This is a genomic window from Massilia litorea (assembly GCF_015101885.1).
Lineage (GTDB): Bacteria > Pseudomonadota > Gammaproteobacteria > Burkholderiales > Burkholderiaceae_D > Telluria > Telluria litorea.
This window is the reverse complement of the sequence record NZ_CP062941.1, coordinates 1,105,252-1,132,137: the sequence shown is the minus strand read 5'-3', so window position 1 is coordinate 1,132,137 and position 26,886 is coordinate 1,105,252. Positions and strand designations below refer to the sequence as shown.

The 26,886-nt window shown below is 63.5% G+C and carries 19 protein-coding genes and 1 pseudogene; 11 read left to right on the top strand and 9 right to left on the bottom strand.

Annotation, left to right across the window (positions count from 1 at the left end; genetic code table 11):
• Positions 1-19: 19 nt before the first annotated feature.
• A complete protein-coding gene (locus tag LPB04_RS05000; protein WP_193687641.1) occupies positions 20-775 on the top strand; it encodes an L-asparaginase in 756 nt (251 codons plus the stop codon).
• Here the strand turns inward: LPB04_RS05000 and LPB04_RS04995 are convergent, their stop codons facing one another.
• Complete coding sequence (locus tag LPB04_RS04995) at positions 776-1,771, bottom strand: D-2-hydroxyacid dehydrogenase family protein (protein ID WP_193687640.1); 996 nt, start codon at positions 1,769-1,771, stop codon at positions 776-778.
• A 347-nt stretch (positions 1,772-2,118) separates the two neighbouring features.
• Here LPB04_RS04995 and LPB04_RS04990 point away from each other — a divergent pair, with 347 nt between their 5' ends.
• The 4 genes from LPB04_RS04990 (at position 2,119) to LPB04_RS04975 (ending at position 9,482) form a co-directional block, all read left to right on the top strand.
• On the top strand, positions 2,119-3,981 hold the full coding sequence (locus LPB04_RS04990; RefSeq protein ID WP_193687639.1) for a phosphoenolpyruvate carboxykinase (GTP): 1,863 nt from the start codon (positions 2,119-2,121) through the stop codon (positions 3,979-3,981).
• Positions 3,982-4,288: 307 nt separating this feature from the next.
• Entirely contained in the window at positions 4,289-7,057 is a 2,769-nt protein-coding gene (locus LPB04_RS04985) for a TonB-dependent receptor (RefSeq protein WP_193687638.1), read from the top strand.
• Between the two features lie 3 nt (positions 7,058-7,060).
• Entirely contained in the window at positions 7,061-8,272 is a 1,212-nt protein-coding gene (locus tag LPB04_RS04980) for a cyanophycinase (RefSeq protein WP_193687637.1), read from the top strand.
• Between the two features lie 172 nt (positions 8,273-8,444).
• Complete coding sequence (locus tag LPB04_RS04975; RefSeq protein WP_193687636.1) at positions 8,445-9,482, top strand: MerR family transcriptional regulator; 1,038 nt, start codon at positions 8,445-8,447, stop codon at positions 9,480-9,482.
• A 66-nt stretch (positions 9,483-9,548) separates the two neighbouring features.
• Here the strand turns inward: LPB04_RS04975 and uvrA are convergent, their stop codons facing one another.
• Entirely contained in the window at positions 9,549-12,398 is a 2,850-nt protein-coding gene (gene uvrA, locus LPB04_RS04970; RefSeq protein WP_193687635.1) for an excinuclease ABC subunit UvrA, read from the bottom strand.
• Between the two features lie 440 nt (positions 12,399-12,838).
• Here uvrA and ssb point away from each other — a divergent pair, with 440 nt between their 5' ends.
• Positions 12,839-13,345, top strand: coding sequence for a single-stranded DNA-binding protein (gene ssb, locus LPB04_RS04965; protein WP_193687634.1), 507 nt, complete (start codon positions 12,839-12,841; stop codon positions 13,343-13,345).
• 125 nt (positions 13,346-13,470) lie between these two features.
• Positions 13,471-13,605: pseudogene (locus LPB04_RS23980) on the top strand (IS5/IS1182 family transposase); the annotation flags it as partial.
• An 872-nt stretch (positions 13,606-14,477) separates the two neighbouring features.
• On the opposite strand, the gene LPB04_RS04960 reads toward LPB04_RS23980, so the two are convergent.
• From LPB04_RS04960 to LPB04_RS04940, 5 genes are all read right to left on the bottom strand, one after another.
• Positions 14,478-16,709 carry a glycosyltransferase gene (locus LPB04_RS04960; RefSeq protein WP_193687633.1) on the bottom strand — a complete coding sequence of 744 codons (2,232 nt, stop codon included), beginning with the start codon at positions 16,707-16,709 and terminating at the stop codon, positions 14,478-14,480.
• Positions 16,710-17,177: 468 nt separating this feature from the next.
• The gene (locus LPB04_RS04955; RefSeq protein ID WP_193687632.1) at positions 17,178-17,537 is read right to left on the bottom strand and encodes a DUF1428 domain-containing protein; all 360 of its coding nucleotides are present in this window, start codon (positions 17,535-17,537) and stop codon (positions 17,178-17,180) included.
• A gap of 81 nt (positions 17,538-17,618) precedes the next feature.
• Entirely contained in the window at positions 17,619-17,795 is a 177-nt protein-coding gene (locus LPB04_RS04950; RefSeq protein WP_193687631.1) for a hypothetical protein, read from the bottom strand.
• Positions 17,796-17,913: 118 nt separating this feature from the next.
• Positions 17,914-18,459, bottom strand: coding sequence for a glutathione peroxidase (locus LPB04_RS04945; protein ID WP_193687630.1), 546 nt, complete (start codon positions 18,457-18,459; stop codon positions 17,914-17,916).
• An 88-nt stretch (positions 18,460-18,547) separates the two neighbouring features.
• Positions 18,548-19,576, bottom strand: a complete 1,029-nt coding sequence (locus LPB04_RS04940; RefSeq protein ID WP_193687629.1) for a lysozyme inhibitor LprI family protein — start codon at positions 19,574-19,576, stop codon at positions 18,548-18,550.
• 471 nt (positions 19,577-20,047) lie between these two features.
• On the opposite strand from LPB04_RS04940, the gene LPB04_RS04935 reads away from it, so the two are divergent.
• A complete protein-coding gene (locus LPB04_RS04935) occupies positions 20,048-21,223 on the top strand; it encodes an MFS transporter (protein ID WP_193687628.1) in 1,176 nt (391 codons plus the stop codon).
• A 17-nt stretch (positions 21,224-21,240) separates the two neighbouring features.
• Here the strand turns inward: LPB04_RS04935 and LPB04_RS04930 are convergent, their stop codons facing one another.
• Both LPB04_RS04930 and LPB04_RS04925 read right to left on the bottom strand, forming a co-directional pair.
• A complete protein-coding gene (locus LPB04_RS04930) occupies positions 21,241-22,068 on the bottom strand; it encodes an AraC family transcriptional regulator (protein WP_193687627.1) in 828 nt (275 codons plus the stop codon).
• A gap of 135 nt (positions 22,069-22,203) precedes the next feature.
• Positions 22,204-23,988 carry a glycoside hydrolase family 2 protein gene (locus tag LPB04_RS04925; protein WP_193687626.1) on the bottom strand — a complete coding sequence of 595 codons (1,785 nt, stop codon included), beginning with the start codon at positions 23,986-23,988 and terminating at the stop codon, positions 22,204-22,206.
• A gap of 156 nt (positions 23,989-24,144) precedes the next feature.
• Here LPB04_RS04925 and LPB04_RS23975 point away from each other — a divergent pair, with 156 nt between their 5' ends.
• The 3 genes from LPB04_RS23975 to LPB04_RS04915 are packed head-to-tail and all read left to right on the top strand — an operon-like array spanning position 24,145 to position 26,793.
• Positions 24,145-24,774 carry a DUF4254 domain-containing protein gene (locus tag LPB04_RS23975; RefSeq protein WP_227496622.1) on the top strand — a complete coding sequence of 210 codons (630 nt, stop codon included), beginning with the start codon at positions 24,145-24,147 and terminating at the stop codon, positions 24,772-24,774.
• Entirely contained in the window at positions 24,771-25,616 is an 846-nt protein-coding gene (locus tag LPB04_RS23970; protein ID WP_227496621.1) for a glycosyltransferase family 2 protein, read from the top strand. The genes LPB04_RS23975 and LPB04_RS23970 overlap by 4 nt, the downstream gene beginning before the upstream one ends.
• Before the next feature lie 37 nt (positions 25,617-25,653).
• On the top strand, positions 25,654-26,793 hold the full coding sequence (locus tag LPB04_RS04915) for a glycosyltransferase family 9 protein (RefSeq protein ID WP_193687625.1): 1,140 nt from the start codon (positions 25,654-25,656) through the stop codon (positions 26,791-26,793).
• Positions 26,794-26,886: the final 93 nt, after the last annotated feature.

The following is a 26,886-nucleotide window of genomic DNA, read 5'->3' as shown; positions in this document are numbered from 1 at the left end:
GCAAGCCCCACACCATCGTATGAAAGCCGTTGCTCCAGGAACCGTTATTTTCCACCGTCATCGCGGGTATGGCGTGATCACCCACGTCAACCTGCTGACCGGCTGGATTTCCGCCCGTTTCGGCAACGAAGCGCGCACGCTCGACCTGAATCTCTCGAGCGACGAAGTCCAGCACGCCGATGGCGAGCCCATCCTTTTCCGGCGCGCGCCGCCGGACCGCATGCCGCATGCGCGCCTGATGGCGGTCGTGCGCGAGCTGCACAGTGCCGGCTACCAGAAACTGTATTTGTACTCGTGGCCGAAGCCGTCCGGCCTGCACTGGCGCTGGCATCTGTTTACGGGGCAGCGCAACTGGATGCAGCGCTCCTGGAGAGAAGGCTGGTACGGATCGGGCGCCGAGTACAACAATAATCCGGTGATGGGGTGGGGCGACACGCCCGGCGCCACGACCGAGGAGCTGATCCACGCCCTGGCGAAATTCGATCCGCAGGGCCTGGCCCAGGCCTTGGGGCGCGACGAAGACCACACGGCCTGGTTCGCCGCTACCTGCGAGGCGCTGCTGCCGGGTTACATGTACAGCCTGAACGTCGAGCGGCCACCGGGTGGCGGGCTGATCGACGCGCCGCCGGTGCCGGTGGTCGCGGTGCGCGCCGGCTTGCCGGCTTATACCGGTCCGGAAATCGGCTGGCCGCCTGGCTGGGCCGGACTCTGGACGCGTTCCCACGTGATGCCGGCGCGCCGCATCAACCTGACGGGCGAGCCCGAACTGCGCTGACTACGTCCCGACGTTTAACGCTTCGGGATTCAGGATATTCGTCGGCTTGCCCGCCGCGAAATGCGCGACATTCTCGAACGCCGCCCTGAAATACAGCTCGTAACTATCCCGCTCGACATAGCCCAGGTGCGGCGTCGCCAGTACCGTCGGCATGCGCAGCAGCGCTGCATCCGGCGGCAAGGGCTCCTCCGTGAACACGTCCAGCGCCGCCATGCCCGGCCGGCCCGCCTGCAGCGCCGCCTCCAGTGCGCCCGCTTCGACCAGTTCGGCCCGGCTCGTGTTGACCAATAAAGCGTCCGGTTTCATGCGCGCCAGATCTGTCGCCTTGACGATGCCGCGCGTGGCCTCGGCCAGGCGCAGGTGCAAACTCAATACGTCGGCCTGCTCGAAAAACGCCTCGCGCGTGGCGGCCGCCTCGAACCCGTCGGCCACCGCCGCCTGGCGGCTGGTGTCGCTGCCCCACACCAGGATGCGCATCCCGAAGGCCTTGCCATATCCTGCCACCAGCTTGCCGATCTTGCCGTAACTCCAGATCGCCAGCGTCCGCCCACGCAGCACCCGCCCCAGGCCGTTGAGCTCGGGATGCGTCGACGCCGTCTGCCAGATCCCGTCTTTCAAATTTGTCGCATACGGCACGATCTTGCGACTGGCCGCCATGATCAGCGCCCAGGTCAGCTCGGCCGGCGCCACGGGGGAGCCGACACCCTCGGCGATGGCGATCCCGCGTGCCGTCGCGGCCGCCACATCGACGTGGCCGGCCAGCTTGCCCGTCTGCGAAATGAGTTTTAAGTTTGGCAACTTGTTGAGCAGGGCAGCGGGCAGGCTCGTCCGCTCACGGATCAGTACCAGCGCCTCGTAGGGCGCCAGCCGGATCGCGAGCTGGCCCAGGCCGCGCGCGGAATTGTTGAACACCTTGACCTCATGACCATCCAATATTTTGTAACAGTCGAGGCTGGGGGTGGCATTCTGGTAATCGTCGAGAATGGCAATTTTCATCGGAGTTGAGCGAAGTTATGGATGGGCGCGTAAAAGAATAACGGGTTCCCGCAGAATCGAAGTAGCCTACTATATTAGTCAACTATATTTCCTACATTTTTCGATCTGGAGCGCTTGAATCGCCGTTTGAGGGGTGTACAATCGGCCGAATATTAAGGGTTTGACACCACCAAAGTGTATATCAGACCACGCTTCACCTGTTCCACGGGCTTCGTTCGCCGAGGCCGCCGACACGACCGCCGTAGCGCCGCTCCACAAGAGCCAGGGATTCCACCGTGCAGTCCCGTGCGTAGACGACGATCCTGCCGTGCCGGGACCACACAGAATTCTTAATTGTTGGAGGTACCATGAACCAGCCCGTGATGAGCGGCGTCGCCGCCCTGAACGTTCCATCCCACGTCAAACAACAGAAGCTCATCAATTGGGTGGCAGACATCGCCGCCCTGACGAAGCCTGACGCCATCTACTGGTGCGACGGCTCCGAAGAAGAGTACGACCGCCTGTGCGCACAGATGGTCGAAGCAGGCACGATGAAGCGCCTGAACCCTGCACTGCGCCCGAATTCCTACCTGGCCCATTCCGATCCGTCGGACGTGGCGCGCGTCGAAGACCGCACCTTCATCTGCTCGAAAACGAAGGAAGAAGCGGGCCCGACCAACAACTGGACCGACCCGGCCGAGATGCGCACGACCCTGAACGGCCTGTTCGACGGCTGCATGGCCGGCCGCACGATGTACGTGGTGCCGTTCTCGATGGGCCCGCTGGGCTCGCCGATCGCCCACATCGGCGTCGAGCTGTCCGATTCGCCTTATGTCGCCGTCAACATGCGCATCATGACGCGCATGGGCAAGGCCGTGTACGACGTGCTGGGCGCGGACGGCGAATTCGTCCCATGCGTGCATACCGTCGGCATGCCGCTGGCGAATGGCCAGAAGGATGTGCCGTGGCCGTGCAACAGCACCAAATACATCGTCCACTATCCGGACACCCGCGAGATCTGGTCCTTCGGTTCCGGTTACGGCGGCAACGCGCTGCTGGGTAAAAAATGCTTCGCGCTGCGCATTGCCTCGAACATGGGCTACCAGGAAGCGCAACAAGGCGGCACCGGCTGGCTGGCCGAACACATGCTGATCCTGGGCGTCGAATCGCCTGAAGGCAAGAAGAAATACGTGGCCGCCGCTTTCCCTTCGGCCTGCGGCAAGACCAACTTCGCCATGCTGATCCCGCCGACCTCGTTCAACGGCTGGAAAGTCACCACCATCGGCGACGACATCGCCTGGATCAAGCCGGGCGCGGACGGCCAGCTCTACGCCATCAACCCGGAAGCGGGATATTTCGGCGTGGCCCCGGGCACCAACGACAAGACCAACTCGAACTGCATGGCCTCGCTGCGCGAAAACGTCATCTTCACCAACGTCGCGCTGACCGACGACGGCGACGTCTGGTGGGAAGGCATGACGAAAGAGGCCCCTGCGCACCTGATCGACTGGCAAGGTAAAGACTGGACCCCGGCCTCCGGCACCAAGGCCGCCCACCCGAACGCGCGCTTCACCGTCGCCGCCACCCAGAACCCGGTCATCGATCCGGCCTGGGACGATCCGGCCGGCGTGCCGATCTCGGCGTTTATCTTTGGTGGCCGCCGCTCGACGACCGTGCCGCTGGTGACCGAAGCGAACAACTGGGTCGAAGGCGTCTACATGGCCGCGACCATGGGTTCGGAAACGACCGCCGCCGCTGCGGGCCAGATGGGCGTCGTGCGCCGCGATCCGTTCGCGATGCTGCCGTTTATCGGCTACAACATGAGCGACTACTTCCAGCACTGGCTGGATCTGGGTAAAAAAGTGGAAGCGAAGAACGCCGCCGCGCTGCCGAAGATCTTCTGCGTCAACTGGTTCCGTACCGACGAGTCGGGCAATTTCGTGTGGCCGGGCTACGGCGAGAACATGCGCGTGCTGAAGTGGATCCTCGAGCGCAGCGAAGGCCAGACGGGCGGCACCAAGCACCTGTTCGGCACCTCGCCGAACTATGGCGACCTGAACTGGGACGGCACCGATTTCAGCCAGCAACAGTTCACCCAGATCACCTCGATCGACAAGGATGCCTGGCGCGAAGAGCTGAAACTGCACACCGAGCTGTTCGAGAAACTGTCTTACCACCTGCCGCAAGAGCTGGTGGCGACCAAGCAGAAGCTGGAGCAGCAGCTTGGTTGACCACGTTTTCTGAGGAGGGCGGCCGCTTCGATAGCGGCTGCGCGTAAAAAAGGGCAGGGCCGTGTGGCTCTGCCCTTTTTTTATGCGCCTCCCGTTCGCCCCATCTGTTGGGCGCCGGCCTACGTTTTTACGCGAGGCGAATAAACGACAGCCTGTTTTCAAATACATGTTGAGCTTGCGACAGGACGTGCATTACATTTGGAAATAGTAAAACATTTGCATGCCATCAAGGAAACAAAAGCAATCCCATACGCCGATGTGACACCTCCGTCCAGCAGTCCTGAGCCATCATCAAAGGGAGCATTGCATGAGTAAGCAGATGTCGAATACCTTGCGGCCGAGCATCCTGGCCGCGAGCGTCCTTGCCGCACTGAGCCTGATGGGGCACCAGGCAAGTGCGCAGCCAACTTCGCAAGACCAGTCGAACATGGATGCGCCGAAGATCCAGCGCGTCCTGATCACCGGCTCGTCGATCAAACGCCTCGACGACGAGGCGGCGCTGCCGGTGGAAGTGATTTCGCGCGAGGCCATCGACAAGATGGGCGTCACCACCGCCGCCGAACTGGTGCGCAACATCAGCGCGAATACGGCACCGCTGACGGACGGGCCGAGCATCTCGGACAGCACCTCGGGCCAGCGCGGCCTGAACGGGGCCAACATGCGCGGCCTGGGCGTGTCGTCCACGCTGGTGCTGCTGAACGGCCGCCGCCTGGCCAATTTCGCCTCTCCGGGCGACAACGCCGGCGTCGACCTGAACAACATTCCGGCCGGCGCGATCCAGCGCGTCGAGGTGCTGAAGGACGGCGCCTCGGCGATCTACGGCACCGACGCCATCGGCGGCGTGATCAATTTCATTACACGCAAGGACTATACCGGGATCGACCTGGCGGCCTCGGTTGCCGGTACCCAGCACGGCGGCGCCGGCAAGCGCACCGCGAGCCTCAGCGCCGGCGCCGGCGATCTCGCGACCGACCGCTTCAACGTGTTCGGCGTCCTCGACGTCCAGCAGCTCGACCGCCTGGGCTCGCGCCAGCGCAGCTTCATCGCCGAGCGCGCGCTGGCGACCACCTTGCCGGCCCAGATGTCGAGCAATACCTTCCCCGCGAACGTGGACATCTCGGCTGCGCAACGGGCCGCCCTGGTCAGCGCCGGATTGCTGCCGGCCGGCAGCAGGTCGAGCCGGGTCAACCCGAGTGCGCCCGCTTGCAATCCGCCCGCCACCGTCTACGCCGCACAAGGCCCGGGCGGCGTGGCCGGCTGCAGCTACGACTACATGGAAGACACGGAGATCTACCCGGATTCGCGCAAGATCGGCTTCATCGGCCGCGCCACTTACCAGCTGGACGACAACAACCAGCTGTTCGCCGAACTGGTGCAGACCGACGCGAAATCGACCTATGTGCTGTCGCCCAATCCGGTGCGCATCCGCAACCTGCCGGTGAGCATCCTCCCCGCGGCCTACCGCAACGCGCTCTCGGGTCCGGACCTGCCGGCAACCTTCAGCGGCATCCGCTACCGGATGCAGGAAGCGGGCAACCGCAGCAACGAGGTGAGCAGCACGGGCCAGCGCCTGGTGCTGGGCGCCAGCGGCCTTCTCGCCGGCTGGGACTATGACCTGGCCCTGGCGCGCGCCGAGAACCGGGCGGTCGACAAGTACGTAAACGGCTATGTGCTGTACGACCAGTTCGAAGCGGGCGTACGCAACGGCACCATCAATCCGTTCGCACCCTCATCCCAGGCCGGCCTCGACCTGATCAACAGCATCAAGATCAGCGACGAGGCGCGCAAGGCGAAGGGCATCTCCACCTCGATCGACGGCAAGATGTCGCGCGCGCTGGCGACGCTCGGCGGTGGCGACCTGGCGCTGGCCGTCGGCGGCGAATTCCGGCGCGAGCACCAGGTCTTCACGCCCTCAAGCCTGCTCGTCTCGAACAACATTGCGGGCGACCGCGACAGTACCGTGCCGGCCGGCGAGCTGCTCGAAGTCGAGACGGCGGACAACACCCGCAGGGTGGCATCGGTCTTCACCGAACTGAATGCCCCATTCACCAAGGAATTGGAGATGCAGTTCGCGCTGCGCTACGACCGCTACAGCGAAGTCGGCAGCACGACCAACCCGAAGCTCGGCCTGCGCTGGCAGCCGAACGCGGCCCTGCTGCTGCGCGCCTCGGCCGGTACCGGTTTCCGCGCGCCCTCGCTGTCGGACCTGAAGCGCCCGACCATCTTCGGCACCTCGGCCGGCATCCTGACCGACCCCCAGTGCGTGGCCCAGGAAGGCAGCATCGACCTGTGCACCGACCAGTGGAACGTCGAGCGCCGCTCGAATCCCGACCTGAAACCGGAGAAGTCGCGCCAGTTCACGCTCGGTACCGTGGTCGAGCTGAACAAGCGCACCAGCTTCTCGGTCGACTACTGGAACATCGAGAAGCGCGATGTCATCAGCACACTGGGCGAGCAGGTCATCATCGAGAATCCGGCCGCCTACAACGGCAAGTACATCGAGCGCGACGAGGACGGTTTCATTTCGAACATCCTCTTGATGAAGGAAAACCAGGGGCGCCTGAAGACCTCGGGCATCGACGTGGGGGCGGACTGGCGCAGCGAGCGCGGGGATTGGGGGCGCTTCGGCGTCAACCTGTCGGGCACCCGGATCCTGCGCTACGACCGCCAGTTCGGACCGGCTGAACCCTACCGCAGCAACCTGGGCGTGTTCCTGAACGACCAGGCGATCCAGAAATGGCGCCATCGCATCAACTTCGAATGGGACAAGGGCCCGGTCAGCCTGACCCTGGCCAATCAGTACTCCTCCAGCTACACCGACCAGAACACGACCTACGACCCGTTTACGGATGCGCTGCTGGCGCCCAACAAGGTGAAGTCGTATTCGCTGTGGGACCTGACCGGCAGCTGGACCATCAGCAAGCAACTCAAATTGCGTGCCGGCCTGCTCAACCTGCTCGACAAGGATCCGCCGTTCTCGAACCAGGCGTATTTCTTCCTGGCCGGGTACGACCCCAGCTACACCGATCCGCGCGGCCGCAGCGGCTTCGTCAGCGTCAACTATTCGTTCAGGTAAGCCATGCTGAAGGAGGTAATCGGCGCGCTGGCGCTGGCTGTGACCCTGGCGCCGGCCGCGGCCGCGGCCGGCGATCCTCCGAAAGGGTCGCTGGTGATCATCGGCGGCGGCCTGCGCGCCGAGAATGCCGCCGTGTGGGAAAAGATCGTGGCGCTGGCCGGCGGCAAGGGGGCGCGCATCGCGGTGCTGCCGACGGCCGCGGAGAATCCCGAACGGGAGGGCAGCATGGCGGCGAATAACCTGAACCGCCATGGCGCACAGGCCTTCGTCGTGCCGCTGGCACCGCGCCTGGCGGGCAGCGATGTGCGCAAGGTGGCCGACGACCCGGCGCTGGCGCAAGCCGTACGCACGGCCGGCGGCGTGTTCTTCACCGGCGGCGACCAGGCCCGCATTACCGGCGCGCTGCGCCGCCCCGACGGCAGCAACAGCGCGGTGCTCGATGCGCTGTGGACGCTGTACCGGCGCGGCGGCGTCATCGCCGGCACCAGCGCCGGCGCCGCCGTCATGAGCAGCACCATGTTCTACGATCCGCCACCGGACGTGCTGCCGCTGCTCAAGCACGGCCTGGTGGACGGCAAGGATATCGCGCCCGGCCTGGGGTTCATTGGCGACGATGTCTTCGTCGACCAGCACCTGCTGGCGCGCGGACGCTTCGCGCGCATGCTGCCGGCGATGCTGAAGAAGGGCTATACGCTGGGACTCGGGATCGACGAGGACACCGCCATGGTGGTGGCGCCCACGCGCGAGGTGAGCGTGATCGGCCGCACCGGCGCGATCGTGCTCGACCTGGGCGAGGCGGTCACGGACAAGGCGAGGGCGCATTTCAACCTGTCGAATGCGCGCATCAGCTACCTGGACAACGGCGACCGCTTCAGCCTCGCGCAGCGCGGGTTTATTCCCGGGCCAGGCAAGGAGCCGGTCGAGAAGACGGGGGCGGAGCACCGCGACGCCCTGTTTTATACCGACATCCTGGGCAATACGGCGGTTCTCGACCTGCTGGTCAAACTGGTCGACAGCGACCTGCAGCGCGCCGTCGGCCTGGCCTTCGAAGGACCGGCCAGCCGTGCGCCGGAACGCGGCTTCGAATTCACTTTTACACGCATGCCCGATACGCGCGAATACGCCACCAACCGCGAGGATGCGTGGTCGATCTACCGGATCCGGTTAGATGTGCGGCCGGTGCGCATGCACCAGCCGCTGTACACGGCCGAGTAGAGGGAGTTCATGAACACGCGTTCGGAACACCAGGGGCGCGCCGCTTCGATCACGTCGCCATGACAGCCTTCGGCAACCCAGCGAGGTATTAATATTCACTGTTTTACGGAGTGCTTGACCCTCACGTAGCGTCAGGCCGCAAGCTGGGTCCACGTTGAAGAAAGGAAGACCGATGCTGCTGAAAATTGGAGAGTTGGCGAAACGCACCGCGCTGACGGTACGCACGCTGCACCATTACGACGCGATCGGCCTGCTGACGCCTTCGGCGCGTTCCGATGCCGGCTACCGGCTGTACAACGGCGCGGACATCGCCAGGCTGCACCGCATCCTCGCCTTGCGCCGTTTCGGGTTGTCGCTGGCCGACATCGGAACCTATCTCACCAGGCCGGACCTGCCGCTCGTCGACGTCGTGACGCAGCAGATCGCCATGCTGACCCAGCAGATCGACGAAGCCGATGCCCTGCGCATCCGCCTGTCTCGCCTGCGGCAGCAGTTGATCGCTGGGCAGGAGCCGGACCTGGCCGACTGGCTGACCACACTGGAGCACATGAGCATGTACGACAAGTATTTTTCGCAGGACGAATTGAAGCAACTGCCGCTGTACACGGATTCGGCGGCGCGCTCGCAGGAATGGGCGGCCTTGGTGGCCGCCGTGCAGGCGCTGTTGGATGCCGGCGCCGCGCCGACCGATCCGCAAGCGCAGGCATTGGCGCAGGAATGGATGACGAAGATCGTGCGCGACACCGGCAACAACCCGGTGTTGTTCGCCAAACTGAATGCGATGCACGAACGCGAGCCTTCGGTGCAGGACCAGACCGGCATCACGCCGGCGCTGATGGGCTTCGTGATCGCCGCGGCCTACGAGGCAAAATGCGCGATCTACCGCCGTTACCTCGACGACGACGAATACGCGTATTTGCGCGCCAACATCGGCAAGCGCAGCGCCGAGTGGCCGGGACTGGTGGCACAGGTGCGCAGCGCGATGGACGCGGGCCACGCACCGGACGCGCCCGAGGTGCGGCCGCTTGCCCAGCACTGGTTCGACCTGTTCCGTTCGTATGCGGGCGACAACCCGGCCACGCAGATGAAGCTGCGCCAGGCGCTCGAGAACGAGCCAGCGCTGACGAATGGCGGCTGGGTCGATGCGCCGATGCGGGCCTTCATGCGCCAGGCGATGGCCGCCTTGCGCGCACAGGCAGCGCAGGCGTAGGCGGTGCGCCGTCTGGCACGAAAAAAAAGCAGAGCCGCGGCTCTGCTTTTTTTACTTCGACCCCGCTTACTGCTTCAGCAGCGGTCCCAGGTACTTGCCCGTCACGCTGTTTGGATTTTTCGCCACCGCTTCCGGCGAACCGGTCGCGACAATCTTGCCGCCGCCGGCGCCGCCCTCGGGACCGAGGTCGACGATCCAGTCCGCCGTCTTGATGACGTCCAGGTTGTGCTCGATGATGGCGAGCGTGTTGCCCTGGTCGCGCAGGCGATGGATCACCTTCAGCAGCAGGTCGATGTCGGCAAAGTGCAGACCGGTGGTCGGCTCGTCCAGGATGTACAGCGTCCGCCCGGTATCGCGCTTCGACAGTTCCAGCGACAATTTCACACGCTGCGCCTCGCCGCCCGACAGGGTGGTCGCGCTCTGCCCCAGCTTGATGTAGCCGAGGCCGACATCGAGCAGGGTCTGCAGCTTGCGGGCGATCACCGGCACCGGCTTGAAGAACTCGTGCGCATCTTCGACCGTCATCTCCAGCACTTCGGTGATGTTTTTGCCCTTGTAATGCACCTCGAGCGTTTCGCGGTTGTAGCGCTTGCCATGGCAGACGTCGCAGGGCACATACACGTCCGGCAGGAAGTGCATCTCGACCTTGATCACGCCATCGCCCTGGCAGGCTTCGCAGCGGCCGCCTTTCACGTTGAACGAGAAGCGCCCGGCCGAATAGCCGCGTTCCTTGGCCGTCGGCACCGTCGCGAACAAATCGCGGATCGGCGTGAACAGGCCGGTGTAGGTCGCCGGGTTCGAGCGCGGGGTGCGGCCGATCGGCGCTTGGTCGACGGAAATGACCTTGTCGAAATGCTCGAGGCCGAAAATCGCGTCGTGCGGCGCCGGTTCCGTCTGCGAGCCGTACAGGTGGCGCGACAGGGCCGGATACAGCGTGTCGTTGATCAGGGTCGACTTACCCGAACCCGAGACACCGGTAATGCAGGTCATCAGGCCGACCGGCAGCGTCAGCGTTTCGCCCTTCAGATTGTTGCCGGTGGCGTTCGTGATCACCAGCTGGCGCTCGGGGTTGGCCTGCGTTCGCTTCTTCGGCACCACGATCTTGCGGCGGCCGTCGAGGTACTGGGCGGTGACCGAGTGTTCGTTCGCCATGATCTGCTCTAAGGTGCCCTCGGCGATGATCTGGCCGCCGTGCACGCCGGCGCCCGGACCCATGTCGACGATGTAGTCGGCGGTACGGATCGCGTCTTCGTCGTGCTCGACGACCAGCACGCTGTTGCCGATGTCGCGCAGGTGCTTCAGGGTCGCGATCAGGCGGTCGTTATCGCGCTGGTGCAGGCCGATCGACGGCTCGTCGAGCACGTACATCACGCCGGTCAGGCCGGAGCCGATCTGCGAAGCGAGACGAATCCGCTGCGCCTCGCCGCCCGACAGGGTATCGGCGCTGCGGTCCAGCGACAGGTAGTCGAGGCCGACGTTGTTCAGGAATTTCAGGCGTGCCGTGATTTCCTTGATGACGCGCTCGGCGATGTCCTTCTTGGCGCCCGTCAGCTCCAGGGTCTCGAAAAACTCCAGCGTGTCGCGCAGCGGTTTATCGGACACCTCATAAATGGCACGCTGCTGGGCACCCTGGCCGATTTTCACGAAACGCGCTTCGGTGCGCAGGCGCGCACCGTCGCAGGACGGACATTTCTTCTCGTTGATGAATTTGGCCAGCTCTTCCTTGACCGCCATCGAATCGGTCTCGCGATAACGGCGCTGCAGGTTGTTCACCACGCCCTCGAAGGTGTGCTCGCGAATCACGGTGCGGCCGCGTTCGTTCACATAGGTGAACGGGATCGACGTCTTGCCGGAACCGAACAGCACGGCGTCCTGCGCGCTCTTCGGCAACTGCTCGAAGGGTTTGTCGAGGTCGAATTCGTAGTGGGACGCCAGGTTCGACAGCATCGTGAAATAGAACTGGTTGCGGCGGTCCCAGCCTTTGACGGCGCCGGAGGCGAGCGACAGGTTCGGGAAGGCGACGATCCGCTTCGGATCGAAGAACTCGATGTGGCCGAGGCCATCGCACTGCGAGCAGGCGCCCATCGGGTTGTTGAACGAGAACAGGCGCGGCTCGAGTTCCTGCAGCGAATAGCCGCAGACATTACAGGCGAACTTGCTCGAGAACACGGTCTCTTTTTCCGTGTCCATCTCGTAGGCGACGGCGCGACCATCGGCCAGGCGCAGCGCGGTCTCGAAACTCTCGGCCACGCGCTGCTTGATCTCCGGATTCACTTTCACGCGGTCGATCACGACGTCGATCGAATGCTTTTCCGTCTTTTTGAGTTTCGGCAGCTCGTCGATCTCGTAGATCCGGGCCGGATTGACCCCGCTCTGGATGCGGAAACGAATAAAACCTTGCGCCTGCATGCCGGCGAAGAGATCGGAATGTTCACCTTTGCGGCCGGCCACGACCGGCGCCAGGATCATCAGCTTGGTGCCCTCGGGCATGGCCAGCACCGAATCGACCATCTGCGAGACAGTCTGCGCCGCCAGCGGCTCGTGCGGGTGGTCCGGGCAGTAGGGCGTGCCGACGCGCGCGTACAGCAGGCGCAGGTAGTCGTGGATTTCGGTCACGGTGCCGACGGTCGAGCGCGGATTGTGCGAGGTTGCCTTCTGCTCGATGGAAATCGCGGGGGACAGACCCTCGATCAGGTCGACGTCCGGCTTTTCCATCAGTTGCAGGAACTGGCGCGCATAGGCCGACAGCGACTCGACATAGCGGCGTTGTCCCTCGGCATACAGGGTATCGAAGGCAAGCGAGGATTTACCCGAGCCCGACAGGCCGGTGATGACGATCAGCTTGTTGCGCGGCAGGTCGAGATTGATGTTTTTGAGGTTGTGCGTACGGGCACCACGAATACGAATTTCTTCCATTAAATTTGGCAGGCTTTCAATAAGTTTTGCGGGGCCGCGCACGAACTGTCGCGATGGGCGGGCCAATCGAGGGGGAATCTGCTAGTTTAACGCGTTTTTGTTGCGGCTGTACATTCATCCAGTACTCTGGTGTACCAGCGCTGTCAGCTTGATATGCCGTTCTCACAAGCGAACTGAAATCGACAATACCGCTCCCGGTGTATGTGAGCCGTTTGCGCCCGGCTTCAATGGCAAATAGTTCAGAATCCGAAAATAAATTTGCGGGGGTACCGGGACAAGGATCGGCACTTTTTGCGCCGCGTCGGATGCTGACTCAAGCCAACAAAATCTTCTTTATATGCGGGCACTTCGGCCCCATAATATCGTGCTGTATCACTCAGTTCCCTGGCGCTTAGACACGTGCAGAGCCAGGGCTTACAAAATCCTGAAGGAGTACCACCATGGCATCAGTCAACAAGGTCATCATCGTCGGCAACCTCGGCCGCGATCCGGAAATCCGCTACATGCCGAGCGGCGACGCCATCGCGAACATCGCGGTCGCCACCTCGTTCAAGTCGAAGGACCGCAACACCGGCGAGCAGAAAGAGCTGACCGAATGGCACCGCATTTCGTTCTTCGGCCGCCTGGCCGAGATCGTCGGCCAGTATCTGAAGAAGGGTTCCTCGGTCTACGTCGAAGGCCGCCTGCAGACCCGCAAGTACACGGACAAGGACGGCATCGAGCGCTACGCGACCGACATCGTCGCTGAAAACATGCAGATGCTGGGCGGCCGTGCCGGCATGGGTGGCGATAGCGGCGGCATGGGCATGGACGACGGCGGCGGCTACGATGCGCCACCGCAGCGCCAGCAGGCACCACGCCAGGCGCCACCGGCCCCGGCAGCCCGTCCACAGCCGCAGCGTCCGGCACCAAACTTCTCGGACATGGACGACGACATTCCGTTCTAAACCCTGCCTTGTCGTATTTTTGTCGATAGAAGCGCGTGTGCCGAAGGCACACGCGCTTTTTCTTTATCCACACTTATTTAGTGGAGCTGTGGCGCAACTACTACATAGGGCGCCTAACCGGGTTTGAACTGACCCACGCGTGGACTGAACGCTGGCGCCGCACGGTAATAGATCACGACCGAATGCTTGCTGTGTCAGCCGCTTGGGTGTGGCTGGCAGAGGCGCGTATGCTGCTCAATAGACTCGCTTACCAGCATTGATTTTGTCTACACCCTCTTAGCCAAAACAGTGGGTAAATGACGAGATTCGTCGCAAAGCGTGTCAAGTTTTGGAATGGGAAGCGTCATTCTGTTTTAAACAGACCTGGAGGCTTACCAGTCCATGAGGCTGCCCTATACTTAGCGATGCACCGTACCGCAGCCGAGCCGCCAACACGGTTCATGCTGTGTGCCTGGCGTTGGCGTTGTTGCATCGGGACCTAAGCAATGCAGGAATCGACTTGCTGAAACGGCACGATCGCACCGGTTGCAAGCTTGGGAATCCCCGGCGGGCGCGCAACCGCGCGTACGCTCGCGGTGGAGAAATCAGGCTATTAAGGCGAAGTCGTCGAGATGCAGCTAGCATACGAGTCCGCGATTCCCTCGGACGCGCCTACAATCGCACGCAATGGCTCGATAAGCGGCGAGCACGCATGCAAGCGTGGGCGAACTACCTTGACGGTCTCAAAAACACTGTCTAAACGCGAATGCGCCAGCCTCGTAGCGTCTCGATCGAACGCTCTGTTCCGTCGGCTCGCAGTGGATCGTCACTGCGGGGCATATCTTCCGTCCGGCTCTTGCAAAAAAGTCAGCGGGGGTGACGCAAGCGCCGCACGATCCAACGCACAGTCCGCAGGCCGTGCCGCAATAAAGGTACTCGATATAGAGCTCTGTAGCTGCGTATCAGCCGGTACGAGCGCGACCGGCTGAACTCTCTCCAAGCGTGCGCCTCGTGTTGGTATTCGATCAACTGATGTCGCAGCGAATCGTTGTCGCGCTCAGCTGCGTCAAGCTTGCGAGCGTAATGCAACAACTGTGCGCGCAACTCAGCCACCTTTCGAGCCGTGTAATCCATATGCACGACAGCCTCTTCGTCAAGCAGCCTTTTCATAATTCGTATCCCCGAAAATCCTTTTAATTCCTGCAAGATAGCCGGCGCGTCCATGGCGCCCCGAAATGTAGTTCAGTGCGTTGGCCGACAAGCAGGCCAATTTAGTCGGATCTTCGTAGAGCAGCCCGAGCGCCTGTACGTACTGCGACGCAGCCTGCGCATCGTCGAGCGGCAAGTCCAACAAGATGCCCGTATCTCCGTCCGTGATCGCGTCCGCGATGCCTCCGATTCCAGGCGCGATCACGGGCAGTCCGGCAGCCATCGCCTCAAGAATGATGTTCGGCAGACCGTCATACCATGTCGTATAGATAAACGCATCATATTGATCGAGCGCGATGTCGGTGATATCGCTGAAAGCGCCCCGATAGTTGAATTTCGACATGTCAATCTGAAACCCATGATCGAATGTTCCGTACACATCGAGGGTCACGTCCGGCATTTTCTTCGATAGTTCCAACGCCAGATGCGGGAGCAGCGACACGCGTTTCTGTTGCCCAATCCGCGACGCCCAAAGCACCCGCTTATTGGGGCTTCCGCTCGGTCGTGCCTTTCTCTCGCCCGGCTCGATAAGAGCCGGCAGGCATACCCACTTTTCGCGATGGAGGTCAAAGCGGTTGACGTCGTCCGCAACGGTCGCCGCATTGTCAGATACGAGCTTGGTGAACTCGTCTAGATGGTCACAGATAAATTCCGTGCCGAAGCCACTAGTCGCCAACGTTCCCGCCTCGAAATGCATGTCATCACAAAAACGGTAGTAAATGATTTTATTTTGTCTAAAATGCGGATGATGATACTTAATCAGCCTGTGCCCGAAGAAACTTGTCTTCACGTGTATGCGGGCGTCGGGAGCGACAGACATAATTAAACGTGCCGTAAGACGCTCACGTTGTTCATCGTTCAGTCGCGCGCCCAAAGAATAAACATCTACGCAGGTGACATAAGCAGGAAGCTTATGGCGCCATGTGTGCGCCTCGGCGTACTCTCCAGTGATTACGAGCGCATTTCTTCCAATTCCAGTATTCAGTAGGCCGCGCATCACGTCCAGGATATACCGCTCAGCGCCTCCGGGACGAAGATAAGGCAGAACGAATACATCCGTAAATGTCCGGTCTCCAACTTCTGCACACATCTCGTAATAAACTGCGGCGGCCTCACATGAGGCCCAGGTAGGCGCCCAGCCCGTACCGCCTGCAAGCAAAGCCGTGTCGATTATTGGGTCGATCCTGTTCGCCGCAACCGCCAGGACGGCAAGTGCGTTATTCGCGCGGTAAGCCGCAGCAATGTCGTACTGGGCTGGTTCCGGCCATGCACCACTTCGCACCTGTCCGTACTCTTTTTCAAATCTTGCCATGTATTTCTTGGGCGAAAAGAGCGGGTTATGAGGGACCTCCAGGCGGCCAGACCGCCTGGCGCTGGCCATGATGCTGTTCGGACGCTGGCGGTAGTAAAGGACAATGCCGGGACAGTAGTCCAATTCGAATCCATTCGCGATCGCGGTCGAATTAAAAAGGTAGTCTTCGTACGCGTGTCCGCGAGTATGGTCGGGATGCTCATATCTCTGTTTCTCGTACACCGACCGATGAAAAAAAGCACGCGAATTAAAGGCGTGTTGATCTACCATGAGGAATTGGCCGCGAGCGGCGTTCTCATGGCGACTCATCCATCTGCTAGCGCCGAAACCGATTAGCCATTCAGGAAACAGGATCGTTTCGCGCCCCCGACGCTTCGCGAGCGCGAGTATGTCTGCAAAGTAGTTAAACGAGACCAGGTCGTCAGCGTCTTGCGGGCACAGATACTCGCCATGCGCAAGGTCGCAGCCTGTATTTCGGCTTAAACCGAGTGAGCGATTCTCGCACTCGACAACTTGCACCTTATTGAAACCGGTGGCTCTCGTACGCTGTACCGCCTGTCGCGTTCGCTCGTCCGCACAGTCCAGGACGACAATAAGTTCTGTCCTGATCCCTTCGAAATGTGCGAACTCGGCCGCTTCGCTCAGAGACCTCATGGTGCGAGCGATGAACCGCGCCTCGTTATGAACGTTAAGAATGACAGAAATATCTAGCATGCCGACCTTGGGTAACTTTTCCCGAAAGTTCCCAGTATAGAGGAGTTTTGTTCCAAACCGGTAACCTAACTTAATGGTCCCGAAGTCGTCACAGTAAGCTTTTCCGGCTCGGAGCGACCATTGAGCTACGCGGGTCGACAGTTCAAACACAAGAGCTTTTCGAGCTCGCTGATCGGCGGTCGTAACATCCTTCGTCCAAATAGTAACGCAAATTCATGCCCCTTTCGCCGAGAACTGAATCACGTTTGCATTGTTCAGCAGCGTGTCGATTCGCTCGCCCAGGCGCTCCCACGCCTCGCACTTCTCCTGACGGTCGCCCACCTGCTTTGATATGCTCTTGACGCACACATGCTGTGTTGCTCCGACTACTGTGCAAGCGAGGGGCCTCGATGAACTCGACCACGGCATGCCGCCGTCCTCCCATTCAGGATCACCGATTGTGCCTGATCTTGACCTTTTCCGATCTACAACGCAAGTGAATGCTCACTCAAGAAGCGCCTGATCCCGGCCGCCACTGGCGGGCAGATCGGGCAGATCCGCTTGAACCGTTCTGATCGTCAGCGACGGTATTCCAAGAACCCGCAACCTGTTGCGGGTTTTTTACGCCTGGCGCCAGGCCTACATATCCACCATCATCTCGAACCCACCGTAAATCATGCGCTTGCCATCGAAGGGCATGTTCTCCGGCTTCATGAACTCGGCCATGCGCGGATCCTGCATGACCTTGTCGTTGACCTCGTCGCGCTTGGCGCGCGAGGGGTAGACGATCCATGAAAAGATGACCACTTCGCCTTCTTCCAGGTTCACGCTCTGCGGGAAAGAGGTGAGCTTGCCCGGCTTGACGTCGTCGGCGACGCATTCGCGGAACTCGGTGGCGCCGAACTCGCGCCAGATGGCGGCGCATTGCCTGGACATGTCCAGGTAGGCCTCAAGCTTATCTTTGGGGACGGGAATCACAAAACCATCGACGTATGCCATGACGCTGCTCCTGCAAGTGGGATTGGTCAGACTTCGGCGACGCGCGAAAAATCCCGGCAGCGCGCCATGCCGTGCGCCGGCTCAATTCAGGCGTGGTCCGCCTGCCGAGCCGATCAGCGTGCCGCGCCGCAGGCGCAGCGGGGTGTTCGGCGTGCGGATGCCGCACACCATGCCCCAGGCCGCGGCCCAGCGCAGCGCCTGGTCCGTTGCCGGGCCAAACGGGCGGGCGCTTGACGCGCGTGCCAGTGCAATCGACATGCGTTTCATCGCATACAGCTTGCGAGGTGATACTTGCTTGACCATGGACTCAGGTTAGTGGGCTTCACCCCTGTCCACCGTGCCCTATCTAACCCCCGCGCCACATCGCCCGTGCCGATCAGCCCAGCGCCGCCTCGATCGCCGCCACCAGCGCCGGATCGTCCGGTTTCACGTCCGGTGCGAAGCGGGCAATGACCTGGCCGTCGCGGCCGACGAGGAATTTCTCGAAATTCCACATCACATCCGACGGGTTCTTCGGGCTCAGGCCGTGCTGGGCCAGCTTTTCGCCGAAGGTGCTGCCTTCGGCCTGGCGCGCCTGCGGCTGGGCTGCGATGAGTTCGCGGTACAGCGGGTGCCGTGCTTCGCGGTTGACCTCGACTTTTTCGAACATCGGGAAGCGCACGCCGTAGTTGCGCTGGCAGAAATCGGCGATTTGCTCCTCGGTGCCCGGCTCCTGGGCGCCGAAATCGTTGCAGGGAAAGCCCAGTATCACGAGGCCCTTCTCTTCGTATTGCTCAAACAGTTTTTCCAGGCCGGCATATTGCGGCGTCAGGCCACATTGCGAGGCGACGTTGACGATCAACATGACTTTATTCCGGTAGTCGGCGAGCGTGGCGTCCTGGCCGTCGAGGCGGTGCAGCGGGATATCGAAAAGCGTACTCATGTGATCAGTCCTCAGGATTGCAGAACTGCCATCCTACTCCGCGTTGCGCGCGCGTGCCGGCGCGCTGCCCGGATGCAGGACAGGACGATCAGCGCCCCGCCGCGGCGTTGTCGAGCTCCGTCAACTGTTTTAAACGGCGCGCGGTGAGCTGGGCACGCCAGGCGGAGCCGGGCACCTGCGGATGGCGGATCGAACCGAACAGTTCCATCGCATCGCGGTATGCGAGCCAGGCGCGCTGGGTCTTCTCGACGCCGGTCTTGCGGATCGTGCCCAGATACGAGGTGCTGGCCGGGCGGTTCAGCATGAACTGGCGGTAGACCGCGTTCATCTTCTCGTCGAGGCTGGCGAATTCGCCTTCCGAAAAGCGCGGCGCCTTGCCGCCTTCGGCGTCCATCACATCGAAGGCGAACTGGTCGAGTTCAGCCGCCTGGACGTCGAGCTGCAGAGAGCGGGTGGCGCTGCTGCCGGCATCGGTCTCGTAGTCGACCCGGTGCTGCGCAAAATAATGGACGGCTTTGCTTGCCATCTCCAGGCCGAGTTGCTCTTTCGCATTCCAGCCACGGGTCAATGCCGCGAGCTGCGCGCTGCGTGACTTGTCGCGCTGGCGCTCGCGCATGGCCGCGCACTGGCCCCGCAGGTCGGCAGCGGCGTCGTCGCAGACGTCGATCGCTTCCCGGTCGTCGCCGCTGGCACGCCGGCGCAGGTGCTGGACGCGGCTCTTCATCTCGCCGACCGGGCTCTGGATGCTGCATGCGTGTTTCAAGGCCAGATCGAATTGCGGCGTCATCCCGGCGCCGTTCGCATACAGCATCATCAGCACGCCATGCGCCTCCGTGCGCGCCGCGCAGGCGTGCACCCGCTCCCAGTCAGCCTTGCCGGCATCCGGCAGGTTGACGGTCTCGTAATACAGGCCGGCGGCATCGCAGCGTCCGTTCTCGCCCTTGCCGGCCACGACCGGGCGCGCCGGCTGCTGGTTCTTCACGCGCAGGCATTGGCGATACCAGTCGCTGCCGCGCAGTACTTCAGGCGGGGCACCGTAGACATTCGGATAGGGTGCCGCCTGGACGGTGCTGCCAATGAACGCCGCCAGCAGGAAGGGCCAATACGCAGGGGACATCGGAATCTCCTCAAAAGTTTCCTATCGGAAGCTTTAACGCTACCCCGGGCCTGCCTGGTCGGTGGTGAGATGGCGCAATTTCTCCGGTATGGAGAGGCCGGAATTGCGGCTTCCTGCGTGCTTGCGCCAAGGGTTTTTACACTCCGTAACGCCTTTTCATGCCAGACCGTAAACAGCTCATGCAGCCCTGCTAACGACTTGAAATATTGACTGTGAACATGACGCAACGGGCATAAATTTTTTCCGCGTGGAAAACAAAAACCGCCGCCCGATTGCGTAAAATTGCTACCCATAACTTCTTGACGCCAACCAATAACCGGTTGGCGTTTGCTTTTTATACCCCTGTTAGCAGTCAGTTACGAACGGCAGAGCAGTCAACAAGACGCCACCGCACCAACGCTTTCCCGACGAGTGGAGCCTCTCGGATAGCACGCTGACAGCACAGGGATAGTTCACTTTTATTCGGAAACAATGCACACCACTGCTCCTGCCGTTACTGCCCCGATCTCCTCGTCGCGCAGCCCGGTTTTCGCTCAAGCCCAACAATATGCTCTGCCCATCATTTTCGCCCTGTTCGGCGTGATCATGGGTTCCTGGGCCGGCCGCATCCCGGCCCTGGCCGAACGGGTGCACGTGTCGCACTCGGCCCTGTCGATGGTGCTGCTGTGCGGCGGCGTCGGCGCCTTGCTGTCCTTCCCGGTGTCGTCTTTCCTGATGGGCCGCTTCGGCGCCCGTAAATCGCTGCTGATCGCCGGCCTGGCTTTGCTGGCCGTGCTGGTCTCGATCGGCCTGGCGCCGACCGTGCCGCGCCTGATGATGGCCGTGCTGATGCTGGGCATCACCGCGTCGACCTATGACGTCGCCATGAATGCCGCTGCCGCCAAGCGCGAAAAGCAGACCGGACAATCGCAAATGTCGATGCTGCACGGTCTGGCCTGCGGCGGCGGCCTGGCCGGCGCCACCCTCGGCAGCCTGATGGCCGGCCTGCACATCGCTCCGGCTAGCCATTTCATCATGGTCGCCATTCCCCTGGCCATGGCACTGGTCGGCGCCTGTCAGATGCTCGACATCGAAGATGCGGCCGAACAGGTTGAAAAGAAAAAATTTGCGCTGCCGCGCGGTCCGATGGCTTTGCTGGGCCTGCTGGGCTTCCTCGGCTCGATGTCGGAAGGCAGTATCGCCGACTGGAGCGGCGTGTTCCTGAAGGAGCATTTCAATGTCGGCGACGGCATGGCGCCGCTGGCCCTGACCTGCTTCTCGGCGATGATGCTGATCTCGCGCCTGGTGGGCGACAAGCTGAAGACGAAATATGGCGCCCAGCGCCTGATCACCAGCGGCGCGATGTTGTCCGCTGCCGGCCTGTTCTTCGCCGTGCTGTCGCCGAACGCCTATTTAGCCCTGGGCGGTTTCGCAATCGCCGGCCTCGGCCTGTCGCTGCTGTTCCCCTTCGTGTTCAGCGCCGCCGGCGCCCAGGGTCCTGTCGCCCTGGCCGGCGTCGCCAGCATGGCCTACAGCGGCACCCTGATGGGCCCGCCGGTCATCGGCGCCATCGCCCAGCACGTCGGCATGCAGATGGCGATTGCTTATGTCGGTGGCCTGTCGCTGGTCATTGCCTTCGTTGCCAGCCGTACGCGTTTGCTGAAGTAATTCCCCGCGCGCCGGTTTCAGGCCGGCGCAGCTTCTTTCAGCCACTGTCGTGGCGACACCCCCACCAATGCCGTGAACGCCCGCGTAAAAGCGGGCGCACTCGTGTAGCCAGCCTGGCTGCTGACTACTTTGACGGGCATCCCCTTGCGCAGCAGGTCTTGCGCCATCCCGATGCGCCAGCGCGTCAGGTATTCCCCCGGCGGCATGCCGACCACATTCCGGAAGTGTTCCGTGAACCGCGCGCGCGACATGCAGGCTTCGCGCGCCAGCGATTCCAGCTGCCAGGGTTCGTTCGGACGCGCGTGGATCGCGCCCAGCGCCGGCGCCAGCTGGCGGTCGGCCAGGCCCGCCAGCAAGCCGATCGACAAGGTCCCGGTTTCGAATTCGTGGCGCAGCACCTGGATCATCAGCACGTCGCACAGGCGGTCGAGGATGACGTCGCTCCCTTGCCCCTTCGCCGCTGCTTCGGAAAACAATAATTCGAGCGTGTGGCCGAGCGCCGGCATGCCGGCCAGGGGCAAATACAGGCAGGCGGGCAGGGCGCGCGCCAGCGGATTGGCGCCGCCGTCTTCAAAGCTGATATGGGCGCACAGCAAGGTGGCGCTGGCGCCTTCCGGAATCTCCAGCACGTGGGCCGTGCCGTGCGGATAAAACACCATCGCCGGTTCGTTCACGTGCAGCGCCGCGGCGTCCTGCTGGCGGAAGGTCACCGGACCGCTGCGTACCAGGTGCAGCTGTCCGGCCAATTTGTCTTCGGCAAACGCATTCGAATCGCAGAAGACCCCGTTGAAAAACACGCGGGCACGAAACGAGTAGCGGCCGACCAGTGACGAGATCTTGTCCATAAGCTCCATTTCTGAGGATTGGCAGCTTATTCTGGACGATTTGCAATGTTTTGAGAAGAGAATTTGATGAAATTGTCGAAAACGGGGCCGGCCGGGTCCACGGACCCGGCCGGCAGCGGCGGCCCTGTCAGGTCTTCAGGCGTTCGGCCAGAGCGTGCGATGCAGGTCGGCGACCTGTTCCGGCGGTAGGCGCGGCACGCGGTCGGCCGTCAACAAGCCGTTTTGCTCGTGCTCGACGTCGGTCAATTGGGTGTAGCACAAGCCGGCGAGGAAGGGCAGGGAAGCAAGGCCTTCCATGAGCGTGCGGTAGCGCTGCGCGAGCTCGTCCTCGTTGCGTACGTTGCCGTAGTGGTCGTACAGGCGGTCGCGCCGCCGTTCGGTCTGCTCGGGCGCCAGCAGGTAGCCGCCGACTTCGGAGAACACGATCGGCTGGCCGCGGTATTGCGCGCCCTGCAGGAACAGGGCTTTACCTTTGTGCCAGCCGGTGTCCGGCGGCAGGCCGGACAGTCGCGTGCTGGCATAGCGTTCCAGCAGCGCCTCGACCGGGTGCGAATAGTCGTGGATCGTGCAGACGTCGGTCATGTCGGTGTGCTGCCAGCCGTCGTTGTCGATCACGGGCCGCGTGGCGTCGACCAGCCGCGTGCGCGCCACCATCCGCTCCAGGAAATCGTGCTGGTGCGGATGGCGCACGAGTTCCGGGAATCCGAAGCTTTCGACCACCGGCACCCAGGCCACGATCGACGGGTGGTTCGCGTCGCGCATCACGGCGCGCAGCCACTCGATCTCGAGCCGCTCTTCCGACTCCTCCGACCACGAGCGCGCATTCGGCATTTCTTCCCAGACCATCAGGCCGAGCCGGTCGCACCAGTACAGCCAGCGCTCGTGCTCGATCTTCTGGTGCTTGCGCACGCCGTTGAAGCCGAAGCGCTTGGCCCACAGGACGTCTTCGCGCAAGGCGTCGTCGTTCGGCGCGGCCAGCAGCGTGTCGGGCCAATAGCCCTGGTCGAGCGCCATCAGCAGGAAAATGCGCTGGCCGTTCAGGTGGAACCAGCCATCTTTCAGTTCGATCGAGCGCAGGCCGACATACGACTCGACGCTGTCGACGAATTCGCCCCGCCGCAGCAGCCGCACCCGCAGTTTATACAGGTGCGGGTCGTTCGGCGACCATGGCCGCGGATCGGGAACCTGGACGCGCAGCTCGATGCAGGCGCTGCTGCTGGCGATGCTGGCCCGGGCGCAGACCTGCTCCGAGTCGAGGCCTGATAACACCTCGAGTTCGGCTTGCCAGTCGGCCGACGGGGCGTGCAGGTGCACGTTCAGCGCCAGCGCGCCGTCCGGCCGCGCCTCGGTGATGCGCAGGTGGTCGATGCGCAGGGCCGGTACCGGTTCGAGCCAGACGTTCTGCCAGATCCCGCTGGTGCAGTAGTAATAGATGCGCACCGGCGTGCCGGACGCGGATTGCTTGCCGCGCGGCTGGTATGGGTCCTGGCGGTCCTCGACGCGCACCGTGATCCGGTTGCTGCCGGGCCGCAGGTAGGGCGCGATGTCGAAGTTGAACGGCACGTGGCCGCCGCGGTTGCGGCCCGCCACGCGGCCGTTGACCCAGACGTCGGCCCGGTAGTCGACGGCGCCGAAGTGGAGCAGCAGCGCGCCGCTGCCCCAGCCCTCGGGGATCTCGACGCTGCGGGTGTACCACATGACTTCGTGGATCTCGCGGCTGCCGATGCCGGACGTCGTGGATTGGTAGGGGAAAGGGACCAGGATCCGCTGGGGCAGTTCGCGGCCGTCGAACCAGCGCTCGGACAAGCCGGCGTTGGCGTCGTCGAAGGCGAACTCCCACCAGCCGTCGAGGCTGGCCCACTGCTGGCGCACCATCTGCGGACGCGGATGGGGCGTGCTCGGGGTCTCAAAGCTGCGCATGATATGGGTGAAACCTGGTGGTGGAGGGGACTGCTGTTTGTTTTGCGCTTTCATAAAGTGTACACCCGAACCCCACCGAACTTTCAAGCCCCTTATCACCTCCAAACCTGAGCTCAAGGACCAGTTTACGGATGAGATCACCCAGCGGAGGCGGCGATGGCACATGGACTCGATGGGGGCACGATCACCCAGTATCACGATGCGGTTTTGCGCCTCGCCCAGGGGCAGAGCGACCATCCCGGCAGCGGTCCCGGCGCCTGGATTGCGATCGCCGCGAACCACCGATTTAATTGTTTGCTGTGGCGCGAAGAAGACAAAGCCCGGCGCCAGGATGTGCCGGCCGCCGACATCGCTGACGGCAAGCGCCGCATCGACAGCTACAACCAGCAGCGCAACGACGCGGTCGAGGCCATCGACGAGGCGATTCTCGCCAGCCTGGCCGAGATCACGCCGGCGCCCGACGCGCGCCTGTCGAGCGAGACCGCAGGCACCATGATCGACCGGCTCTCGATCCTCGCGCTGAAGATCCATCACATGCGCGCCCAGACCGAGCGCAGCGATGCGGATGGCGCCCACGTCGCAGCCTGCACGGCGCGCCTGCAGCGCCTCATCGGCCAGCGTGCCGACCTCTCCGGCTGCCTCGACCGCCTGCTGTTCGAGGCGCGCGAGGGACACGCCTACTTCAAGGTGTACCGCCAATTCAAGATGTACAACGACCCGGCCCTGAATCCGTATCTGTACGGCCAGGCGCGCAGCGCCGGCGCGCCGGGGCCGGGCGCGCCATGACCCCTGTCGTCGACGTCCTGATTCCGACCTGCGAGCGGCCGGCTGCGCTGGCCGTCGCGCTGACGGCGCTGGCGGCGCGGGCGGGGCCGCCGCTGCGCATCCTTGTCTCCGACCAGTCCGAACGCCTGCTTCCCCTGGAAGCGCCGGAAGTGCTGGCGGTCCTGCGCTACCTGCTGGCGCGCGGCGTCGAGGTCGCCGTCGAACGCCATCTGCCGCGGCGCGGCATGGCCGAGCAGCGCGCCTTCCTGCTGGCCCGGGCGGTCGCGCCGTATTGCCTGTTTCTCGACGACGACGTCATCCTCGAGCCCGGCCTGGTCGCGCGCCTGCACGCGGCGCTCGTCGCGCAGGGCTGCGGCTTCGTCGGCAGCGCCGTGCACGGGCTGAGCTATTTGGGACAGGAGCGTCCGGCGCAGGAGCAGATCGCATTCTGGGACGGCCCCGTGCAGCCGGAGACGGTGCGGCCCGGCAGCGCCGCGTGGGCCCGGCATCACCTGCACAGCGCGGCCAACCTGTTTCACCTGCAGTCGCGCGAGGCAGGGCGCACCGACCGGCTGTACCGGGTGGCCTGGATCGGCGGCTGCGTGCTGTTCGACACGCATAAACTGCGCGCCTGCGGCGGCTTCGATTTCTGGAGAGATCTACCGCGCGAGCACTGCGGGGAAGATGTGCTGGCCCAGCTGCGCGTGATGGAGCGCTACGGCGGCTGCGGCCTGCTTCCCTCCGGCGCCTACCACATGGAGCTGTCGACGACGGTGACGGCGCGCGAGGTCGATGCGCCGTATGTGTTGTTCAGGGACGAAGGGCGCGACATGCCGGCATCCGGCGCACCGGGGACTGCATGAAGGTGCCAGGCGCAGCCTTGCGTGCGAGGGTGGCGTGATGACGGCGCAGACCGGTGCAGGGCGCTTGGCGAACGTCCGCAAGATCGCGGTCCTGCGGCCGAATGCAGTCGGCGATTTCGTGTTCGCGCTGCCCGCCCTGCACGCCCTCCAACGTGCCTATCCGGATGCCGAGCTGGTGCTGCTCGGGCTGCCCTGGCATGCCGAGTTCCTGCGTGAACGGCCGGGGCCGGTCGACCGGGTCGTGGTCGTGCCGCCGCTGGCCGGCGTCGGCCTGGCGCCGGACGCCGATGACGGACCGGCGCGGCGATCCTTTGTCGAGGAGATGCGCGCTGAAGGCTTCGATATCGCCTGCCAGATGTACGGTGGCGGCAGGTATTCGAATCCGCTGCTTGCCGCCTTCGGCGCGCGCCTGACGGTGGGGGGACGCGCCGACGGGGCGCCGCCGCTGGACAGGTGGCTGCCGTATATGGAACCCGCGAACCGGCGCCTGGCGCTGCTCGAAGTCGCGGCCCTGGCCGGGGCGGGGCAAGTGTCGCTGGAGCAGGAACTGACGCCCACGGCAGCGGATCGGCAGGCCGCCGCGGCCGTATTGTCGCGGGTAAGGACGCCGGCGGCGAACGGGGCAGGGCCTGCGGCGCCCGGCAGCGCCGCTGCCTCATCCGGAGGGCCATTGGTGCTGCTGCAGCCCGGCGCCAGCGATCCGCGCCGCTGCTGGCCGGCAGCCTCGTTCGCCGCGGTCGGCGATGCGCTCGCCGCCACGGGTGCGCGCATCGCGGTGAATGGCAGCGAGGCCGAAGCGCCGCTGGTACGGCGCGTGGTGCGGGCGATGCAGGCGCCTGCGATCGACCTGTCCGGCAAGCTCGACCTGGGTGGCTTGTGCGGGCTGATCGAGCGCGCGGCCTGCGTCGTCTCGAACGACACCGGCCCACTGCACCTGGCGCTGGCGATCGGGACGCCCTGCGTCGGCATCTTCTGGCTGACGAACCTGATCGACGGCGCGCCGCTGCGCCCTTCACTACTGCGCGCCGCCCTGTCGCTGCGCCAGGACTGTCCCGTCTGCGGCCTGCCGAACCTGCGTCAGCGCTGCAGTCATGCGGCCAGTTTCGTGGCCGACGTGCCGGTCGAACAGGTGATAAGGATGGCGCAGGAGGTGCTGGGTTCGGTGGCGGCGCGCTAGCGGGGCGTGGGCGGCGCCGGCATGAGCAATGATCGAACATCCGGTGGAGCCGCCCGGCGCACCCGTCATCGGGCCCATTGGGCGCAAGGTCCC